The organism is Sphingomonas phoenicis (assembly GCF_047238005.1).
Lineage (GTDB): Bacteria > Pseudomonadota > Alphaproteobacteria > Sphingomonadales > Sphingomonadaceae > Sphingomonas.
Genome location: NZ_JBDFMC010000004.1, coordinates 53497 through 69821, shown reverse-complemented (window position 1 = coordinate 69821; position 16325 = coordinate 53497). Strand labels below are relative to the sequence as shown.

20 protein-coding genes and 1 pseudogene are annotated in these 16325 nt (G+C 64.9%); 15 read left to right on the top strand and 6 right to left on the bottom strand.

Features of this window, described 5'->3' with window-relative positions:
• Together ABC319_RS18790 and arsH are read left to right on the top strand one after the other, a co-directional pair.
• Positions 1–198: pseudogene (locus ABC319_RS18790) on the top strand (arsenic resistance N-acetyltransferase ArsN2); the annotation flags it as partial.
• Complete coding sequence (arsH, locus tag ABC319_RS18785) at positions 198–953, top strand: arsenical resistance protein ArsH (RefSeq protein ID WP_041043294.1); 756 nt, start codon at positions 198–200, stop codon at positions 951–953. The pseudogene ABC319_RS18790 and the gene arsH, both read left to right, overlap by 1 nt.
• 191 nt (positions 954–1144) lie before the next feature.
• On the opposite strand, the gene ABC319_RS18780 is transcribed toward arsH, so the two are convergent.
• Positions 1145–2983 carry a ParB/RepB/Spo0J family partition protein gene (locus tag ABC319_RS18780; RefSeq protein ID WP_085809873.1) on the bottom strand — a complete coding sequence of 613 codons (1839 nt, stop codon included), beginning with the start codon at positions 2981–2983 and terminating at the stop codon, positions 1145–1147.
• Positions 2984–3024: 41 nt separating this feature from the next.
• Entirely contained in the window at positions 3025–3216 is a 192-nt protein-coding gene (locus ABC319_RS18775) for a hypothetical protein (protein WP_071838556.1), read from the bottom strand.
• Between the two features lie 519 nt (positions 3217–3735).
• Here ABC319_RS18775 and ABC319_RS18770 point away from each other — a divergent pair.
• The gene (locus ABC319_RS18770; protein WP_413071794.1) at positions 3736–4374 is read left to right on the top strand and encodes a hypothetical protein; all 639 of its coding nucleotides are present in this window, start codon (positions 3736–3738) and stop codon (positions 4372–4374) included.
• A gap of 516 nt (positions 4375–4890) precedes the next feature.
• Here ABC319_RS18770 and ABC319_RS18765 read toward each other — a convergent pair.
• Positions 4891–5805, bottom strand: coding sequence for an ArdC family protein (locus ABC319_RS18765; protein WP_413071793.1), 915 nt, complete (start codon positions 5803–5805; stop codon positions 4891–4893).
• A 330-nt stretch (positions 5806–6135) separates the two neighbouring features.
• Between ABC319_RS18765 and ABC319_RS18760 the strand changes: the two genes are divergently transcribed.
• The 6 genes from ABC319_RS18760 (at position 6136) to ABC319_RS18735 (ending at position 9569) form a co-directional block, all read left to right on the top strand.
• Positions 6136–6465, top strand: a complete 330-nt coding sequence (locus ABC319_RS18760) for a hypothetical protein (protein WP_206542365.1) — start codon at positions 6136–6138, stop codon at positions 6463–6465.
• Positions 6466–6721: 256 nt separating this feature from the next.
• Entirely contained in the window at positions 6722–7207 is a 486-nt protein-coding gene (locus ABC319_RS18755; protein WP_413071792.1) for a helix-turn-helix domain-containing protein, read from the top strand.
• Entirely contained in the window at positions 7204–7617 is a 414-nt protein-coding gene (locus ABC319_RS18750) for a type II toxin-antitoxin system PemK/MazF family toxin (RefSeq protein ID WP_066706755.1), read from the top strand. The genes ABC319_RS18755 and ABC319_RS18750 overlap by 4 nt, the downstream gene beginning before the upstream one ends.
• A gap of 575 nt (positions 7618–8192) precedes the next feature.
• Entirely contained in the window at positions 8193–8366 is a 174-nt protein-coding gene (locus ABC319_RS18745; protein WP_256926668.1) for a hypothetical protein, read from the top strand.
• Positions 8367–8401: 35 nt separating this feature from the next.
• Positions 8402–8707, top strand: a complete 306-nt coding sequence (locus tag ABC319_RS18740; protein WP_019368207.1) for a helix-turn-helix transcriptional regulator — start codon at positions 8402–8404, stop codon at positions 8705–8707.
• Positions 8697–9569 carry a reverse transcriptase family protein gene (locus ABC319_RS18735; protein ID WP_413071791.1) on the top strand — a complete coding sequence of 291 codons (873 nt, stop codon included), beginning with the start codon at positions 8697–8699 and terminating at the stop codon, positions 9567–9569. The genes ABC319_RS18740 and ABC319_RS18735 overlap by 11 nt, the downstream gene beginning before the upstream one ends.
• A 59-nt stretch (positions 9570–9628) precedes the next feature.
• Here the strand turns inward: ABC319_RS18735 and ABC319_RS18730 are convergent, their stop codons facing one another.
• The 3 genes from ABC319_RS18730 to ABC319_RS18720 all read right to left on the bottom strand — a co-directional run bounded on the left by ABC319_RS18730 (position 9629) and on the right by ABC319_RS18720 (position 11595).
• Positions 9629–9958 (bottom strand): hypothetical protein, encoded by a 330-nt coding sequence (locus ABC319_RS18730; RefSeq protein WP_413071795.1) that lies wholly within the window; start codon positions 9956–9958, stop codon positions 9629–9631.
• A 156-nt stretch (positions 9959–10114) separates the two neighbouring features.
• Positions 10115–10714: a thermonuclease family protein gene (locus ABC319_RS18725; protein WP_413071790.1), complete on the bottom strand. Its 600-nt coding sequence runs from the start codon at positions 10712–10714 to the stop codon at positions 10115–10117.
• Positions 10711–11595, bottom strand: a complete 885-nt coding sequence (locus tag ABC319_RS18720) for a DUF7146 domain-containing protein (protein WP_201279666.1) — start codon at positions 11593–11595, stop codon at positions 10711–10713. Before ABC319_RS18720 ends, ABC319_RS18725 begins: the two co-directional genes overlap by 4 nt.
• A 92-nt stretch (positions 11596–11687) precedes the next feature.
• Here ABC319_RS18720 and ABC319_RS18715 point away from each other — a divergent pair, with 92 nt between their 5' ends.
• The 6 genes from ABC319_RS18715 to ABC319_RS18690 all read left to right on the top strand — a co-directional run bounded on the left by ABC319_RS18715 (position 11688) and on the right by ABC319_RS18690 (position 16316).
• Complete coding sequence (locus ABC319_RS18715; RefSeq protein ID WP_071838552.1) at positions 11688–11975, top strand: hypothetical protein; 288 nt, start codon at positions 11688–11690, stop codon at positions 11973–11975.
• Between the two features lie 99 nt (positions 11976–12074).
• Positions 12075–12473: a hypothetical protein gene (locus ABC319_RS18710; RefSeq protein WP_413071789.1), complete on the top strand. Its 399-nt coding sequence runs from the start codon at positions 12075–12077 to the stop codon at positions 12471–12473.
• A gap of 2 nt (positions 12474–12475) precedes the next feature.
• Positions 12476–13162: a lytic transglycosylase domain-containing protein gene (locus tag ABC319_RS18705; RefSeq protein WP_413071788.1), complete on the top strand. Its 687-nt coding sequence runs from the start codon at positions 12476–12478 to the stop codon at positions 13160–13162.
• A complete protein-coding gene (locus tag ABC319_RS18700; protein WP_413071787.1) occupies positions 13159–13524 on the top strand; it encodes a TrbC/VirB2 family protein in 366 nt (121 codons plus the stop codon). The genes ABC319_RS18705 and ABC319_RS18700 overlap by 4 nt, the downstream gene beginning before the upstream one ends.
• 85 nt (positions 13525–13609) lie before the next feature.
• Entirely contained in the window at positions 13610–13933 is a 324-nt protein-coding gene (locus tag ABC319_RS18695) for a VirB3 family type IV secretion system protein (RefSeq protein ID WP_413071786.1), read from the top strand.
• On the top strand, positions 13926–16316 hold the full coding sequence (locus tag ABC319_RS18690; RefSeq protein ID WP_413071785.1) for a VirB4 family type IV secretion/conjugal transfer ATPase: 2391 nt from the start codon (positions 13926–13928) through the stop codon (positions 16314–16316). Before ABC319_RS18695 ends, ABC319_RS18690 begins: the two co-directional genes overlap by 8 nt.
• Positions 16317–16325: the final 9 nt, after the last annotated feature.

Sequence of the window (16325 nt, the reverse complement as noted above, 5' to 3'; positions counted from 1 at the left end):
CTGGCGCTGCTCGAGGGCGAGGCGCGCCGGCTCGGCGCCGAGCGGCTCCACCTTCTGACCGACACCGCGGCGCCATTTTTCCGGGTGAACGGCTATGCAGAGGCCGATCGCGCTGCGGCGCCGCCTGCGGTTGCCGCCTCGCGCGAGTTCACCGCGCTCTGCCCGGCGTCGGCCACCTTTCTCGTGAAAGCTCTTTGATGCCGCTTCGTACGCTCACCGATCCCGACCTCCTGCCGGCACTCGATCCAGCCTATATCCGCGCGCGGCCCGCCACAGGGCTCGGGCCGCTTGATCCGGCACCTCGGATACTCCTGCTCTACGGCAGCTTGCGTGAGCGCTCCTTCTCGCGGCTCGCCACGGAGGAAGCGGCACGCCTGCTGCAGTTATTCGGCGCGGAAACGCGGATCTTCGATCCCTCGACACTGCCGCTCCCCGACCAAGTGGCCGGAGACGATCACCCGGCCGTCCATGAGCTGCGCGAACTGGCGCTGTGGTCCGAGGGCCAAGTCTGGTGCAGCCCGGAACGTCACGGCCAGATCACCGGCATCATGAAAGCGCAGATCGATCACCTGCCGCTCGAGATGAAGGGCATGCGCCCGACCCAGGGCCGTACGCTCGCGGTGATGCAGGTGTCTGGCGGATCGCAGTCGTTCAACGCCGTCAACACGCTGCGGCTGCTCGGCCGCTGGATGCGGATGTTCACGATCCCGAACCAGTCGTCGGTCGCGATGGCCTACAAGGAGTTCGACGAGGCCGGACGCATGAAGCCGTCGAGCTATTATGACCGCATCGTCGACGTGATGGAGGAGCTGGTCCGCTTCACGGTCCTGCTACGGCCACACGCGACGCAGCTCGTAGAACGCTACTCGGAGCGCAAACAGGCCGGCGTGCCGGTCGACACGACGACGGACCTGTCGAGCATCGCGACCGCGCCACAAGGCCGCTGGCGGTGAGCCGCACCACCCGATCGGCAAGGAAGTCGCCACGGCGCCGCCCGACCTCGTGTCGGGCGGCGCGACGCGGACCTGAAAGGGCAGCCGGCGCGCCAGCCCGCCAGGGCTGGCGCGCCGGGGCGACGGGCCGCCTTGCGCTCGTCAGGAGAGGAAAGGGGGTCCGATTATCACCGGACCCCCAGCTTTGCTGTTCAGGCCGTTTCCTCGTCGATCATGCCCTCCTGCTCGCTGCCGTCCTCGTCCATGTCGGCGTCGCATTCCTCCGGCTCGCGCTCCGCTCGGTCAAAGGCACCGATCCGCAGCGGGGCGGGAAGCCAATGGGCGGGCAACCGCTCGGACACGTTCACGGCAAGGTCCGCCTTCTTCTTGATGGTGGCGCAATTCTCGGCACTCGACGCGCCCACTTCCTCGCGCAACAGGTCGATCATCGCAGCACGGCGCATCTTGTCGAACAGGCCGATGGGGGCGGTCCAGCGCGACGCGATGTTCACGCCGCTCGCGCGCACGATCTGCTCGAATTGGTGGTGGCGCTGGCCGGGGGAGCCGCCCGCGAACACCGTGCCGTCCACCGTCATCGCGACAAGCCCGGCCAGCAACGCCATCTTGTCGTCGCTGCCCATGGCACGGATCGCCTCGAACCGGCCTTCGGCGGGAATGGCGGCGAAACGGGTCGCCATCATGTCCTCCACGGCAAGAACGTCGCTCGTCGCCATCAACTCTTGCGCCACGTCGGTCGCGACGGCCTTGGCCTGAACCTCGATCGCCATCTGGTGGCTGTGCGCGCCGTGGAGCAACTGGCCCGCGAGGCTGTCGAGCACGATGTCGAGTGCCAGCGCCGGGTCGGCCGCGACCGCCTCCTGCACGACCCGTGTCTTAATGCGCGTGAGGTCGGCGAACAGGCTGTTGCTGTAAAGCGGGACGGGACCGTCGTGGTTCGCCTTCGGTTTCGGCTCGGCCTTGGCGCGGTAGAAGCTCTTGCCCAGTGATCCGTCATGCGACACCCAAAGGGCCACGCCGCCCACCGCAACCTGCTCGCGATTAAAGGCGCGCAAGCCTTCGGTGATCGCGTCGCGCTCGTCCGATAGCGGGTCGATCCGCTCGCTGTCCTCGCCCTCGGCCTCTGCGATGGCCTCGATCTCGGCGTCGATCGCGGTAAGCCTCGTCGCCTCGTCGTGGGTCGGCTCGCGCGTCGCCGGGTACATGCTGCCCTTCATATAGAGGTCGTAAGGGCGTTCGAGCGCCGCACGGACTTCGTGCCACCCGATAGCGCGATACTCGTCCGCGAGTGCGTCCAGCTTCTCTTCTGCCAGTTCTCGCACAAGCTCGGGATCGTCCGCAAAGCCTTCGGCCCCTTGGCTGAACAGGTCGACCGTGATCGTACCGCCTTTGGCCTCGTAAGCCTCCCGCCCGACGAACAGGAACGGGCCGCTGGTGGTGTCCACCTTCTCGGTGGTGAGCATCCGGCGGATAGTGTGCGCGTGGCCGTTCGCGGCCTTCCAGACCTTCATCTGCTGGCTGTGATCGTCGGTGAGGGTGAGCGCACGTGCGGCCTCAAGGCTCAACTGATCCTTGGCGATCAGGTCGATCAGCGCCGGGGCAAGCGCAGACAGGCGGAGCATCTTGTAGACGAAGCTGACCGCCTGACCGAACCGGGCCGCAATCTCCTCGGCGTCCATGCCCGTGTCGCGGAGCGCGGCGAAGGCGCGGATGCTGTCGGCAGGGTGCATGTCCTCGCGCTGGAAATTCTCGGCGAGCGACAGTTCGATGGCTTCTTCCTTGGTCCGCAACTCAACCGGGAAGGTGTCGCTGCTTTTGATCCGCTTGCGCTTCACCAAGATTTTGAGCGCGCGGTAACGCCGCCCTCCGGCAAAAACCCACAACAGCCCCTCGTCCTCATAGGCGACAAGGTTCTGCAACAGCCCGTGCGCTTCGATGTCGTCGGCCATCGCCTCGACGGCGGACGGCTTCACGCGGCGCTGGTTGAGCGGGGAAAGGCGAAGCTGGGCGAGCTTGGGATGGATGATAGCCATGATGATGCTCCGTGATCTGGATGGATTTGACTGGGAGGGGGTCAGCCTTCGAGGCTCGCGAGTTCGTCGAACTCGGCCGAGGCGCGCTTCGCGCTGCCGCCTGCGTAGGTGACGCCGGTGCGCGGATAGAAGAACACGCGCTCGCCCTTGCGGTACGGGGTGCCGTCGGCGCTGGTGCCGGGGGACTTCGCGCGCTTCCAATAGGGATCGCCGGTGTATCGGGTGTAAGCCATTGTCCTTTCTCCTTCTTTCGAGGCGCAGCCGGTTGCCGCTGCAACCGGGTCTGCCTCTCCGGCGAGGAGCGGGATGGGGAGGGAGGAGCGAAATCGATGGCCTGGCGCGGGCAGGCCGCCCTAGCGCGGCCGGCGCCCCACAAGGGCGCCGGGTGCCGCGCTCGGCGGACCACACGGGGCTGTCGATTTTGCTTCGGGAACGAAAGGGCAGCAGCCCTTGGTGTTCCCCGCGCCAGCGGGCCTCCGGGGGAGGGCCGCGGTGCCCTGCCAGCGACGTCCGCGCCGCTGGGCGCGGCCATAGGTGTGCCACGTGGTACACCTTACGCGAGGATCGTCACCCGCTCAGGGCCGAGACGCCGGCACGGTGGCTCGATCGGCGCAACGCGCCGATAGAGCCGTGCCCGGCAGGGTCGCGCCCGACCGGGATCGTTGCCCCGAAAAGCGCTTTGCACTGGGCAGGTTGCTCAGCAAAACAGCGCGCTGCCCTTGGACGGGTGGGAACTGACCAGGCGAGAACGAATGACCCCGATCGAGAGGATCTATTTTACATCGCGGATCATCCACGGCGATTTGAGTTCGGCAGATGGTGAACTGTCAGGTCAGCTCGGTCCTGCGGGCACGTGGGTTCCGTTCATCAAAACGGCCCTGATGGCGCTCGGGAACCTTGCCGATTTGGAAGGACCGATGCGCTTCATATACCGGGACGCACCAGAACTCGCCGACCAGATGAAAGCGATCGACGCCGACCTTCAGTTTGCGAAATACCTCCGCAATGTCTTCGGGGGTCATCTCAACGAGGCGCTGATCGCCAAAGCCTATGAGTGGCGGCCCGAGCTGCGGATGCTCCCCGATATTCGCGAGCTGAACGGCACCGTGATGCTCAACGTGTTTGTGCTCGAGACAGCGATCAACACCTATGTCGCGCAGGATGGCCAGCACGGCATGTTCTCATCCGAAACGGATCTTGTGTACCCGCCCGATATGGAGCGGTTCTGCACGTGGCTTTCCACCACAGTTCGGGCCGCCATTCGGATTTGCGACATGCTCGGCGAGATCACCCATGTCTCAGTAACGCCGCTGGGCGAGCGAGCCGATATGTTCGAGGCGTACAAGGCTGCCGGGCTGACCGCCTTCGCTCGGATCAGGAAGGGCCGGTAAGGCTCGCTCACCCTGTGCTGCACGTCGCGAGACGACAAGAAAAGGCGCGCGCCGGTGCCGCGAAGCGAAGCCGGCGCGCGCGCATAGGAGCCTGGAGCGACCCTCGGGGTCGCTCCAGACCGTTCCCTAGTCGGCGTCACCATCGTTGATGGCATCGCACGCGGCTTGGCAGGCTTCGCGGCTGCCATAGGGGCCGATATGCGGGGTGTTGTTGTCGTCGACGCCCCACCAGCCCTTGTCGACATGCCGCTGTCCCGCATCAACGAGCGGGTCCCGCCACCAATGTGGATCGGATCGAGTGTACCTTTGATCGACATATGCTTCGTCCTTCTATGCCCGTGATTGGGCGCACAGAACCGCGCGAGACCCGCGAATTGGGCGTCGCTCTACCGACCGAAAGCATCCGGTCGGCGCGGTTCGATGATTGATTTACAAGTGTCGATTTCGCGCACGCCCGGGACGGTCGGGAGAACAGGAACGCGGCCCGTTTCACGAAAGATCGGGGCCGCGTATCCATCACGCTGCGACCGACATCGCCGCGTTGCTCATCCGGCTGAGCAGCCAGTCCGCGGCGGCCTGCGCTTGCGTCGCGGCGGTGAAGATGCACCTTTTGTCGTTGCGGAGCGCCTGCAGCCAGCTCGCCAGATAGGCCGCGTGATCTTCCCGGTCGTGGAGCTTGATGCCGATCGCGCCGCTGACGAATGCCGCACCCAGCTCGGCCACCAGTTCCTCGCGGGCGTAATCCTCCCGCTTCGTGGAAATGAGGGTGGGGCGGGCGAGCCGGTCCACGTGGCCGGTTGCGTGGCAAAGCTCATGGGCAAGCGTCGAATAATAGTCGTCCCCGGTGTGGAAGTCGGCGAACTCGGGCATGACGACGTGATCGCCGCTCGGCTGATAATAAGGCTGCGATCCGTGGTGCCGGACGGTGACGGGAACGCGGGCAAAGAGGGTGTCCAACTCCGAGTCGCGTTCGTGGGGATTGGTCGCGGTGAGGATCGGCGCGGGGGCCGGATACTTCGCCTCGACGCCGTCGATCTGCTCGGCATTGAAGACGGTGTAGCGCTTGAGGAATGCTACCTGCCGCTTGCCATCGTCGCTGGCTTCTCCGCCCCTGTCGGCGTCCACCTCGATCGTGTTGGCATAAACGACGGTTGAGCCCTTCTCGCCCTTGCGGACGCACCCGCCGAGCGCGAGCGCCTGCTTGAAGGTCAGCCAATGCGGCGAGGCATAGCCCTTTGTCATGGCCGCTACCCAAAGGGTCAGGACGTTGATGCCGCGATAGGGAACGCCGGTCGAGCGCAGCGGGATGTTGGGGGCGGTGCTGCCGTTCCACGATTTCGACCAAGGCCGGGTGCCCGCCTCGATCATGGCGATCATCTGGTCGGTGATCTCTTGGTAGATGTCAGCCCGGTTGTCGGTGATCCGTGCCATGGTCTCTTCCTTTCCTTCGAGGCTGAAAGCCGGTCGCAACAGCAACCGGCTCTGCCTTTCCGGCGAGGAACGGGATGGGGAGGGAGGGCGAGAATCTGGTCCCTGGCGCGGGCGAGCCGCCCTAGCGCGGCCGACGCCCCAGAGGGCGTCGGGTGACGCGCTTGGCGGATTACACGGGGGGCCTGATTGTCGTTCGGGAACGAAAGGGCAGCCGCCCTTGGTGTTCCCCGCGCCGGCGGGCCTCCGGGGGAGGGCCGCGGCGCCAGCGAGCCTGTGCCGGGCCAACGGCCCGTCCTCGGACCGTGACATGGCCTTGGCAGCGGGCGTGCTTTGGGCGATCTGTTGATGGATGATCGGCACAACGCCGTGACGGAGCGACAGCGCGTGACCAGCATTCGGATCCTGCACCGCGACCCAACCGGCAAGGTCTTTGACGGGGGCGTCGAGTATGGGGTGGAGCAGTTTGCCGGCCAGGTGCCCGCGATCGGCGACACGATCCTCGATCCCGGCGTGATCGCGGGTCAGGATCGGAACGATCCGCAAAATCGGTCGATCTGGACGGTCGTCGGCCGTGTGTTCAACCCGAGGGACCGGGAAGACACCGTGGCACTGATCGTGGAGAGTCGGGACGGCAACCTCGCCGACGAAGCCTTCGCGTGAGATTCACGGCCGAGGGGGAGGTCGTTGCGGCTCCCCCCTGCGGTTACTCGGTTGATACGCCATGGGTATACCCTGAGTGACGTCTACATGGGCACTGGCTATACTTTGCAGGGCCGCTCCGGCTCCCGGCCGGAGCCCTGAGAGGCGCTCCCCCGGGCGCCCCTAGCGCCTCACGGGGGCGGCACCCGGGGCTCCCCCCTAAACTTGAACCCCCTACGCGCGAGGGGCATATCCGCCGGGAGAAAGGAATAGCCCCATGGCGGCCAAGAAGCAAACTGACAGCAGCTCCGATCTGCGAACGAACGAGAAGAAGTGGACCAAGCCGCTGATGGATGCGGGTTGGACGGCGCTGCCGAGCGTTATCATCGAGAACCAACGTCAGCTTGGTCTCGAACCGCTCGATCTCAACATCGTGCTGTATCTGGCGAGCAAATGGTGGACGGCTGAAGGGAAACCTTACCCGTCCAAGAGCACCATGGCGCAGGCCATGAATGTCCACCCGCGCACGATCCAGAAGCACATCGCCAGTCTGGAGGCTGCCGGATACATCCGGCGCGAAGAGCGCCGAACCGACCAGGGGAGCCGGACGAACATCTACCATCTCGACGGCCTGATCGAGGCGGCCAAACCCTTTGCGGATGAAAAGATCGCGGAGATCAAGGAGAAGTCCGAGATCAAGAAGATCCGTCAGAACCGAAAAGGGGCTCCCAAGCTGCGCCTGGTCAAGGATGATGACGCGTGAATGCACACATTCAGGAAGCGCCACCTCGGGTGGCGCCGCGCCTGAAGGGTGCGCCGAAGATCCGTCAGCTCTTCTGGTGCGATTTCCCTCAGGACGCGCAGCTACCGGAGTTTTGGAAGCGGCGGCCGGTGATCGTGATTTCGTATCGGAACACGCTGCATGGAGCGGTGACGGTGATCCCGTGTTCGACGCAGGCGCAGCCAGGTAATCAGTGGGCAGTCCCGCTCCAAACCACCATTGACGGACGCGCGGCGTTCGCGATCTGCGACAAGATGACCACGGTAGCGGTCAGCCGGCTCGTGCCGGACAAGGGCGGCATAGCGCGGATGACGGAAGCCGAGTTTGACGGCATCCTTCGGGTGGCACTCGCCTGGCTGCCCGTGCCCTCGACACCGGCGCCGGAGGCCTGAGGGGCCGCCCTGGAGCGATTAGATATTAGTTGAATCTTCAGTAGCGGGTTCTATATCGGGAGGCATCTGCGGCCTCCCCCTCGGGGAGTGTCCGTTTCCCGCGAGGGAACTAAACGGTCGGGGCCGCCTCAAAAGGGCGGCCCTTGGCTTATCTGCCGCCCCTGCGCCGGTGCCGCATTCCCCGCTCCACTGATCTTATCGATGCGCTAGAGCGTTCGTCGTCCGGATTCCATGCTGGAGGCGGCAAGGGTGAGCCACCGTGCACTCCAACGTAGTGCCACCGATAAATTCGCTGTGAGCGGATTTTCTTCGTTGACTGGCGAAATGCGTTGGGGCATCACACTCCTGTTCAGTTCGAAAGGGGATGTGTCGCTATCAACCGAGGGGGAAACTCCTCCTGGAGAAGAAATCTTCTCTGCTTTGTGGCTCCGTGCGTGCGAGCGAGCGGTGCCGCGGGCGGCCACCGGACGGCCCGGTGTCCGCCTTGGTGTTCAGGGTTAACGTGCTTCTACCCCACCCTCCAAAGCCTTGGCGGCGCCCCTGCATGGTGCATGGGGTTGGCAGAGGAGGACGCCATGCGAAAGCTTGGTCTGAACGAGAAGCGTGCGCGAACGAAGACGGTGCGACGGCAGCATTGGGCAAAGCGCCTGATCCGTCCGTCCACTTTGAAGACGGTGGTGGCCCTGGGGCGAGTGGTGGTGCAACTGCTCCACGTCGCCCTCTCCATCATCAAGGTTTTCCGCCAGTAGTTCGCACCCTGAATAGCCTCCCGAAAGGAGTTGCAATGTTGGGTGAAGCTCTTCGCCTGATCCGAGTTTATCATGACCTCAAGCAAAAGCAGGCGGCTGAGCGGTTGGAGGTTTCGACGTCGTATCTGTCGGAAATTGAACGCGGCTTGAAGACGCCGACGCTGGACATCATCCAGCGTTATGCGACTGTGTTCGACATGCCCGTCTCATCAATCATGTTCTTTTCGGAGAACCTCGACCAGAAGAGCACGCTTGATCAGGCGCGGACCTTTGTGGCTGGCAAGGTAGTGAGCCTGCTACAGTTCCTCGAGGCGCGGTCCGGTCGGACCCATGCCGAATAAGACGATCATCCCGCTCAATCAGTCGCAGCTTTACAAGCTCACCAGTCCGCGCCGTCTCGCTGACGTGCTCGGCCTTGCGGAGCCAGAGCTACGCGCAATGGCAGTCGGGTCAGATCGGTATCGGCAGTTCGAAATTGAGAAGAAGAGCGGCGGCAAACGTCCGGTCGAAGATCCGATCGCGCCGCTGAAGCGTGTCCAGAGCCGCATCGCTAAGATGCTGGCTAGGATTGAGCCGCCGCCCTTCTTATTCTGCCCGGTGAAGGGGCGCTGCTACGTCAGCAATGCGGCGCGGCATCGCGGCAGCCGCGTCGTTCACTGCCTCGATATCAAGAAGTTTTTCCCCAACACGCCGCGTGTGCGGGTGATCGCCTTCTTCCAGAATGTTATGGGATGCCGGGGCGACGTTGCCGGTCTGCTTGGCGATCTTTGCACTTTCGAGGGTCACTTGCCGACGGGCAGTCCGCTTAGCCCCATCCTGGCATATTACAGCTATCAAGATATGTGGGCTGAGATCGCGGCATTCTGCGCAGTTAAGGGTTACACGCTGACGGTCTATGTCGATGACGTGACGATTTCGGGCGCGAAGGTGCCGGTCGCGGATGTTTGGCAGGTGCGACGGATGATCCACCGAACGGGGCTGCGCTATCACAAACTCAAGCATTACGTGGACCGGCCAGCAGAAATCACGGGCGTCGTCGTGCGTGACGGGAAGGTCGTCGTACCCAATCGCCAGCGCCTGAAGCACCGTCAGACGATGTTGGCCCTTCAGCAGCTAGGGAGCGCCGATCAGCGTCTGCAAGGTCGCCTAACCGGCTTAGCGGGGCAAATGCGTCAGATCGCTAGCCTAAATGAGGCGGACTGACAGACGCCGGTCCCAGTAAGCGGCACACGGCCAGGAGTGTGCCACGTGGCACACCGGCTTTAAAGCCATCGCCCTTGAAGGACCCTGCCGTATTCGATGACCAGGGCAACGGTGCCGGCGATCAGCGCGGCAAGCGCGAATAGCGCGAGCCGCGCCGGGATGCCGGGGCGCGATCTGCCGCCATCGGTGATGGCGATGGCGGTCCCGATCGCGAATGCCAGGATCAGCGCCGGCCCCAGCTCGTAGAGGACGAGGCCAGGCAGCCTGTTCGGAAGCAGGTACGGATACGCGCGCAGGAGGCGACCGGCCAGCACGGCCGCGATTACGAGCGAGAACGCCGCGCCCCACCGCCCGATGGCCGTCGCGCGCGGGGAGCCGCGCTCAAGCATCGGCTGCACGCGCCCGACACGCTACGCCTGCCCATAGGGGCGGCCCGTTGGAGCCTAGTCGATCGTCACCCGAATGGGCGGAAACCGGGCTACGGGGTTCCGCGGAGCGGAGCGCGAGCGCCGCGGAGTAGAACGCGAGCCGGAGGCAGGCTCCGGCTACTTCTTGATCGTTCCAACGGCGCATCCCTGCGGCACCTGTGCTCTGCGGACCGCGAGCTGCCGCATTCCTTCGTAGTCCACGCCCCATAGCCCCGCCCGCTGTGCTGCTGCCTTCTGCATCAAGTCGACATAGGCCCCGCCCGAGAACACACGGTAATCCACCGCATAACCCTGGGCGACCATCGTTGCCCCGACACTCGCGCCGTTCGCTGGAAAGCGACATGCCAGGTTCAACCGGCCGTAGCTCTTGGGGTCGGTCCGGCACTGGCTCTCATGCCGAAGCGCGTAGTCGAACATCGATACCGAGCAGTCCAACCCGCCATCGCGCGCCGCCAACCGCTGCAAGGCGTCGCTCGACAATGCCTTGAGCCGTGGCAGGTCGTCATCGGGCGCGTCGATCCCGACGACCCGCACCCGTCCATTGGGGAAGTCGATCGTATCCCCATCGATGACCCTCGGGCTCGGCGACGACAGCCGTGTTTTGGACACCTCGACGAGGGACTGCCTGTTTTGCGAGATAGCATAGCTCGCGACGATCAGGAACGTCGCGCCCATCGTCCATCGTTGAAAGCGCGTCGCCCCGGGAAACAGCTTCATAGCGAACGTATCTCGCGCAGAAGGTCGTTCCAGTCGCCAGCATGGGGCGGCGGCTTGACGACGAGCTGGCGGCCGTTGGCCGTCAGGTGCGGGGTGGCGCGCTCGATCGCGCGCGCCGCCTCGGCCCCATGCTGGCTGTAGATGATGACGGTATGGATGCTCTCGGGGATAGCGATGGCCTGATACCGCTCGATCCCCAACACGGGCCACACGGAATGGCCGGCGCCGAGCAGGTTCATCACGCTGGCCGCGTCCTCGACGCCTTCGGCGAGGCGCAGGATGCCGTCGAGCGGGATGCCGCCCCAGCGGACCGCACCGACGCCCGGATTGCCGAGCATCCGCTTAGGCTCGTCCATGTGGGCCTTCCAGCGGCCGTCCGGCGTCAGGAAGGTCCGGTGTATCGCGACGACGCCGACGTCCTCCTCGATCGGGACGATCAGCGCCGGCGCGAACGCCTTGGCGGCGCCGGCACCGCACTGGCAGCGCGGATCGAAACGGGCGTTGATCCCGTCGGGGACGATCGAGCGGCCTTCGCGCAGGTAGCGATCGGCGAGCGTGCCGGCGAAGGGCTCGGCGTGACGCCACACGGCAAGCGCGAGCTTGTTGAGGTCGGCCTTGCCCTCCTGGCGCTGACCCGGGTCGTGGTCGACAGGCGCGAGGATCTTGCCCGAGCGCAGTGCCGCCATGATCGCGTCGACCGTGCAGCCGGCGAAGCAATGGAACAGCACGGCACGTTCGCCGACGCGGATCGACAGGCTGGCCTTGCCGTCGGCGTGGGCCGGGCACCGACACATGGCGGATGCGCCATGCCATTTGCCCCCAAGCTGGCGGACGATGCGGTCGGCCTGATCCTCGATCGTAGCGGTCTGACGTTGGGCCATCTAAGACACCCCCGGTGCAGGACGCATACAGGCTATCGGGGGAAGCCACAAAGCACCAGCGAAAACCGCATGAATCACTACGGGGGAACAGGGTGGAGTTGGATTTACTGCTCGAGCGCGAACTGACGACGCTGCGGCCACCTGGCGGCACGATTACCGACGTCCATGTATGTCAGCGCGACTGCGGCAGGTGGCACATCAACGTCCGGGTGAGCTGGCGCGGTACAGCGCTCTTCCACGTCGGCCTCTACGATAAGAAGCGGATTCGCCTGTATAAAAAGGCTGCCTCGGCCATCCGCCATATCGTCCTTGGTTACGGGTATGAGGACGTGATCCATGTCCATCCGTGGCCCGGCCTGAAGGACCAAGCGACGTTTTAACGCGATAGGATGTTGCCGCCGGAATGAACCAATTGTCATTTTCGGGCTAGGCAACCACGTCCGAGCGATTTAGCTTGTCTTCACTCTAGGAGTGAAAACATGGCAAATCGCTTGTTTTCGTTTGTGCCAGTTGCTGGCCTCCTGACTGCCTCGATGGCGGCGGTTCCGGCTCGCGCAGCCGATTCGACCTGGGCATGTGAAGTGATGCTCTGCGCGAGCAATCCCGGTGGCTGGATGCGATTCCGGGAATGCGTGCCCCCGATCCGCAAGCTCATCACTCATCTCGGCCTGGGCGGAGGCTTCCCGACGTGCAGCGCCGGCGGGGTTCGCAAGGCGGACTATACCAAACCAAAGAACGGACGGCCCGGATACGTCGTGATGACGATGCAGGACGGCTCCCGCACCCGATACACGGTGCCGAGTAGTGCACAGGTCGCCCAAGCCGAGGCGACAGCGCAGGCGGGGCCGGTACCGGGCTCTGGAACACTGGAGCGGTAACGATGCTCCCGTCCGCGATCGTCCTGGGGTTGGCAGCGCAGTGTGCGCCAGGTGTCGCCCCGGAGACCATCGCGGCGATCGTGCAGACGGAAAGCCAGGGGTTCGAGCTGGCGATCAACGTCAACGGGCTCGGCCGCAAGGTCGGGCCCGCGACGAACGTGGCACAGGCAATCGCGATCGCCCGCTCCTATGTCGGCAAGGGCTATTCGGTTGATCTCGGTCTCGGGCAGATCAACTCCCGGAACATGAAGGCTCTTGGCCTGACCTGGGACAACGTGTTCGATCCCTGCACCAACATCGCCGCGGCAGGCGCGGTGCTGTCCGGCAACTACCATAGCGTGCGCGCGGGGCTGCACCCGCAGCGCGCGCTCCGCATCGCCCTATCAATGTATAACACCGGGTCGCAGTCGCGTGGCTTCTCCAACGGCTATGTCGGGAAGGTGATCGGCAATGCCGGCATTTCCGACGGTATCCGGCCCGTCGCGGTTCGCGTGAGCGCGTTCACCGACGCGACAAACACCGGCGAAAGGTCGAGCGCGGCTGCGCAGCTCGCCGCGCTCGTCGAGGAAAACACGTCCCAAGCGGGGCAGCCCAAGGCTGCGCCTCCCCCACCGCCGCCATCCTGGGACGTGTTTGCGAGGGCGGAATATGAGCGAGCGCGGCTCGCCGGAGAAGGAGAAAACCGATGAATCTCGCATCTTTCGGTGGGCCGGCGCTCGCCCTCCGAAGCCGTGTCACCGCGCGCGTCGGCGCGATGACTCCGCGCCAGCGCAAGGTCTCGCGGCTGTTGTCGATGTTCGGCCTGGTGGCGCTGACGTCGCTGCTCTCGGCCGAGCCGGCGTTCGCGCAGACTAATCTGGAGAGCTTCGGCAACGCCGTTCTAGGCCTGCTGAGCAATGGGCTGCTGCGCATCGTCGCGATCCTCGCGCTCATCGCGGCGGGGTTCGGGTGGCTGACGGGGCGGGTCAACACCGGGGCGCTCGTCACCGTCATCATCGGCATCGCGATCATCTTCTCGGCGCCTTGGATCGTCGACCAGCTCCAAGGCTGATGCTCTTGGAAGCGGGGCGCGCCGCACACCCCGCTTCCGCCTGTGTTTCGCGAAAGGGCCTAGCGTGGACGAAGAACGGGAAGTGATGGCGCGCAACACGCTGTTCCTGGCGGTGACGCGGCCTGCGCTGTTCGCGGGCATCCCGATCGAAGCGGCCGTGGTGATCCTGCTGGCCTCCGTGATTACCCTGATCGGCACAACGAACCCCATCTACGGCCTGGTCGTCGCCGCGGTGATGTTCGGCATTTCGCGCCTGGTGGTGCGCCACGACGTCAACGCGTTCCGGCTGATCTTCCTGTGGGGTCGCACCAAGGCGGCCAACCGCAACCGCGTCTTCTGGGGCGGGTCGAGCTACACGCCGCTCCCCCTGAAGGGCATCAAGCGAAGGGGGTTCGGCCGCAATGGGTAGGACCAGTCGCCTCTCCGAACAGGTGCCGATGAAGGTCGCGCTCAAGGAAGTGATGCCGACCAAGTTCCTGCCCTATGCGCGGCACGTCACCGACGAAGTCGTGATGCTCGATTCCGGCGCGATCATGCTGACGTTCGAGCTGCAGGGGCGGGCGTTCGAGACGGCCGACGTGCGCGATCTGAACGACTGGCACGCCAAGCTCAACGGGATGCTGCGCAACCTGCACGACGATCGCCTGTCGATCTGGACGCACCTCGTCCGCGCGCGGGTCGAGCAATATCCGGGCGGCAACTTCCGGTCCCGGTTCGCGCGGGATCTTGATGCCGCCTACTTCGCGCGGATGAACAGGGAGCGGTTGTTCATCAACCGCTTCTTCGTGACGCTGGTGCTGCGTCCCTCGGTCCATGGCGCCGACAAGCTCGTCCAGCTCTTCAGGAACAAGGCGCGCGCGGAAGCGGAGGCCGATGCGGTCGACACCGATCTGCTGGAGGCGCTAGAGGACAAGGCGCGCGATTTCGAGAAGTTGATGGACCGCTGCTCGCCGCGCAGGCTGTCGATCTACGGGCACAACGGGCTCAAATTCTCCGAGACGATGGAAGTCGCGGAAATGGTGATGACGGGCCGGCATCGCCGTGTTCCGATCATCCGGGGGCACCTCGGCAGCGCGCTCTATCGCCAGCGCGTCGTCTTCGGTGGCGAGACGGTGGAGGTCCGCGACGCCGATCGCAGCGCCTTCGGCGGCATTTTCGGCATCCGGGAATATCCGGCGACCACGACGCCAACGCAGTTCCAATCGCTGCTGGCGGTCGACTTCGCGTTCGTGCTGACACAATCCTTCACCTTCCTGGGCCGTGCTGCGGCGTCGGAGCGGTTCCGGCTGCGGCAGAAGCAGATGGAGAACGCCGACGATCGAGCCGTCAGCCAGATGCTCGATCTCGTCGACGCGGCGGACGACCTCATGTCCAACCGCTTCGTCCTGGGCGATCATCACTTCACGCTCGCGGTCTATTCGGACAGCCTCAAGGGGCTGCGCGACAACATGTCGATCGCGCGCGCGGCGCTTGCCGATACCGGCATGGTCGCGGCCCGCGAGGGGGCGGCGCTGGAGGCTGCCTATTGGAGCCAGCTCGTCGGCAATTTCGCGTGGCGCGCGAGGCCGGCGCCGATCACGTCGCTCAATTTCGCCGCCTTCTCGCCCTTTCACACCTATCCCGCCGGTCTCGCTACCGGCAATCACTGGGGCGACGCGATTGCGCTGATGAAGACCAGCGCACGCAGCCCCTACTTCTTCAGCTTCCACAAGCGCGACATTGGCCACACGCTGATCGTCGGCCCGACGGGGGGCGGCAAGACGGTCATCGTCAATTTCCTGATGGCGCAGGCAGAGAAGACGGGCGCGCGCCAGATATTCATCGATAAGGATCGCGGCGCGCAGATTTTCGTGCTGGCCTCGGGCGGCACCTACCTGACGCTCGAGAACGGCAAGCCGACCGGCTTCGCGCCGCTCAAGGCGCTGGAGAACAAGCCGGAGGATCGGGCCTGGTTGTCGCTGTGGGTCCGCCAGCTCGTCCGCACCGAAAGCCGACCGATCACGGTCCAGGAAGAGCGGATGATCGATGAAGGAATTGCCGCGGTGATGCGGCTCCCGCGCGAGGATCGATCGCTCGACGCGCTGCGCACGATGCTCGGCATGGCGGACGCGGGCGGCATCGGCGCCCGCCTCGAAAAGTGGACCTCGCGTGGGTCGATGGGCTGGGTGTTCGACAACGCGGCGGACGAAATGACGCTCGATGCCCGGTTCATCGGGTTCGACATGACGGATTTCCTCGACAACGCCGACGTCCGCACGCCGTTGATGCTCTACCTGTTCCACCGGATCGACAAGCTGCTGACCGGCGAGCGCACGATCATCGCCGTCGACGAGTTTTGGAAGGCGCTCGGCGACGATGCGTTCCGGAGCTTCGCGCAGGACGGCTTGAAGACGTACCGGAAGCGCAACGCGATGATGGTGTTCGCCACGCAGTCGCCGGCCGACGCGCTCAAGAGCGATATTGCGCACTCGATCCTCGAACAGGTGGCGACCCAGGTGATGCTTCCCAACCCCAAGGGAGCGCGCCGCGATTATGTCGAGGGCTTCTCCCTCACCGACGCGGAATACCAGCTCATCCGCGAGGAACTGTCGCCGGAATCGCGCAAGTTCCTCGTGAAGCAGGGCCATGACAGCGTGGTGGTTGAGCTGGATCTGACCGGTCTCGATGACGAGCTGGCGGTGCTGTCCGGGCGTGCCGAGACGACGCCGATCGCGGTCCAGGCCGCGGCCGAGTTCGGCCCCGATCCCGCCAACTGGCTTCCCGTCTTCCACCAACGTCGCCGTCCAAGCTGAAGGAGAAGG

Coding starts and splice junctions, on each gene's coding strand:
- ABC319_RS18700 (WP_413071787.1), top strand. CDS start 13,159: ATGAATCTCGCATCTTTCGGTGGGCCGGCGCTCGCCCTCCGAAGCCGT.
- ABC319_RS18725 (WP_413071790.1), bottom strand. CDS start 10,714: ATGAAGCTGTTTCCCGGGGCGACGCGCTTTCAACGATGGACGATGGGC.
- ABC319_RS18720 (WP_201279666.1), bottom strand. CDS start 11,595: ATGGCCCAACGTCAGACCGCTACGATCGAGGATCAGGCCGACCGCATC.
- ABC319_RS18695 (WP_413071786.1), top strand. CDS start 13,610: ATGGCGCGCAACACGCTGTTCCTGGCGGTGACGCGGCCTGCGCTGTTC.
- ABC319_RS18730 (WP_413071795.1), bottom strand. CDS start 9,958: ATGCTTGAGCGCGGCTCCCCGCGCGCGACGGCCATCGGGCGGTGGGGC.
- ABC319_RS18770 (WP_413071794.1), top strand. CDS start 3,736: ATGACCCCGATCGAGAGGATCTATTTTACATCGCGGATCATCCACGGC.
- ABC319_RS18780 (WP_085809873.1), bottom strand. CDS start 2,983: ATGGCTATCATCCATCCCAAGCTCGCCCAGCTTCGCCTTTCCCCGCTC.
- arsH (WP_041043294.1), top strand. CDS start 198: ATGCCGCTTCGTACGCTCACCGATCCCGACCTCCTGCCGGCACTCGAT.
- ABC319_RS18690 (WP_413071785.1), top strand. CDS start 13,926: ATGGGTAGGACCAGTCGCCTCTCCGAACAGGTGCCGATGAAGGTCGCG.
- ABC319_RS18735 (WP_413071791.1), top strand. CDS start 8,697: ATGCCGAATAAGACGATCATCCCGCTCAATCAGTCGCAGCTTTACAAG.
- ABC319_RS18745 (WP_256926668.1), top strand. CDS start 8,193: ATGCGAAAGCTTGGTCTGAACGAGAAGCGTGCGCGAACGAAGACGGTG.
- ABC319_RS18710 (WP_413071789.1), top strand. CDS start 12,075: ATGGCAAATCGCTTGTTTTCGTTTGTGCCAGTTGCTGGCCTCCTGACT.
- ABC319_RS18765 (WP_413071793.1), bottom strand. CDS start 5,805: ATGGCACGGATCACCGACAACCGGGCTGACATCTACCAAGAGATCACC.
- ABC319_RS18755 (WP_413071792.1), top strand. CDS start 6,722: ATGGCGGCCAAGAAGCAAACTGACAGCAGCTCCGATCTGCGAACGAAC.
- ABC319_RS18775 (WP_071838556.1), bottom strand. CDS start 3,216: ATGGCTTACACCCGATACACCGGCGATCCCTATTGGAAGCGCGCGAAG.
- ABC319_RS18740 (WP_019368207.1), top strand. CDS start 8,402: ATGTTGGGTGAAGCTCTTCGCCTGATCCGAGTTTATCATGACCTCAAG.
- ABC319_RS18705 (WP_413071788.1), top strand. CDS start 12,476: ATGCTCCCGTCCGCGATCGTCCTGGGGTTGGCAGCGCAGTGTGCGCCA.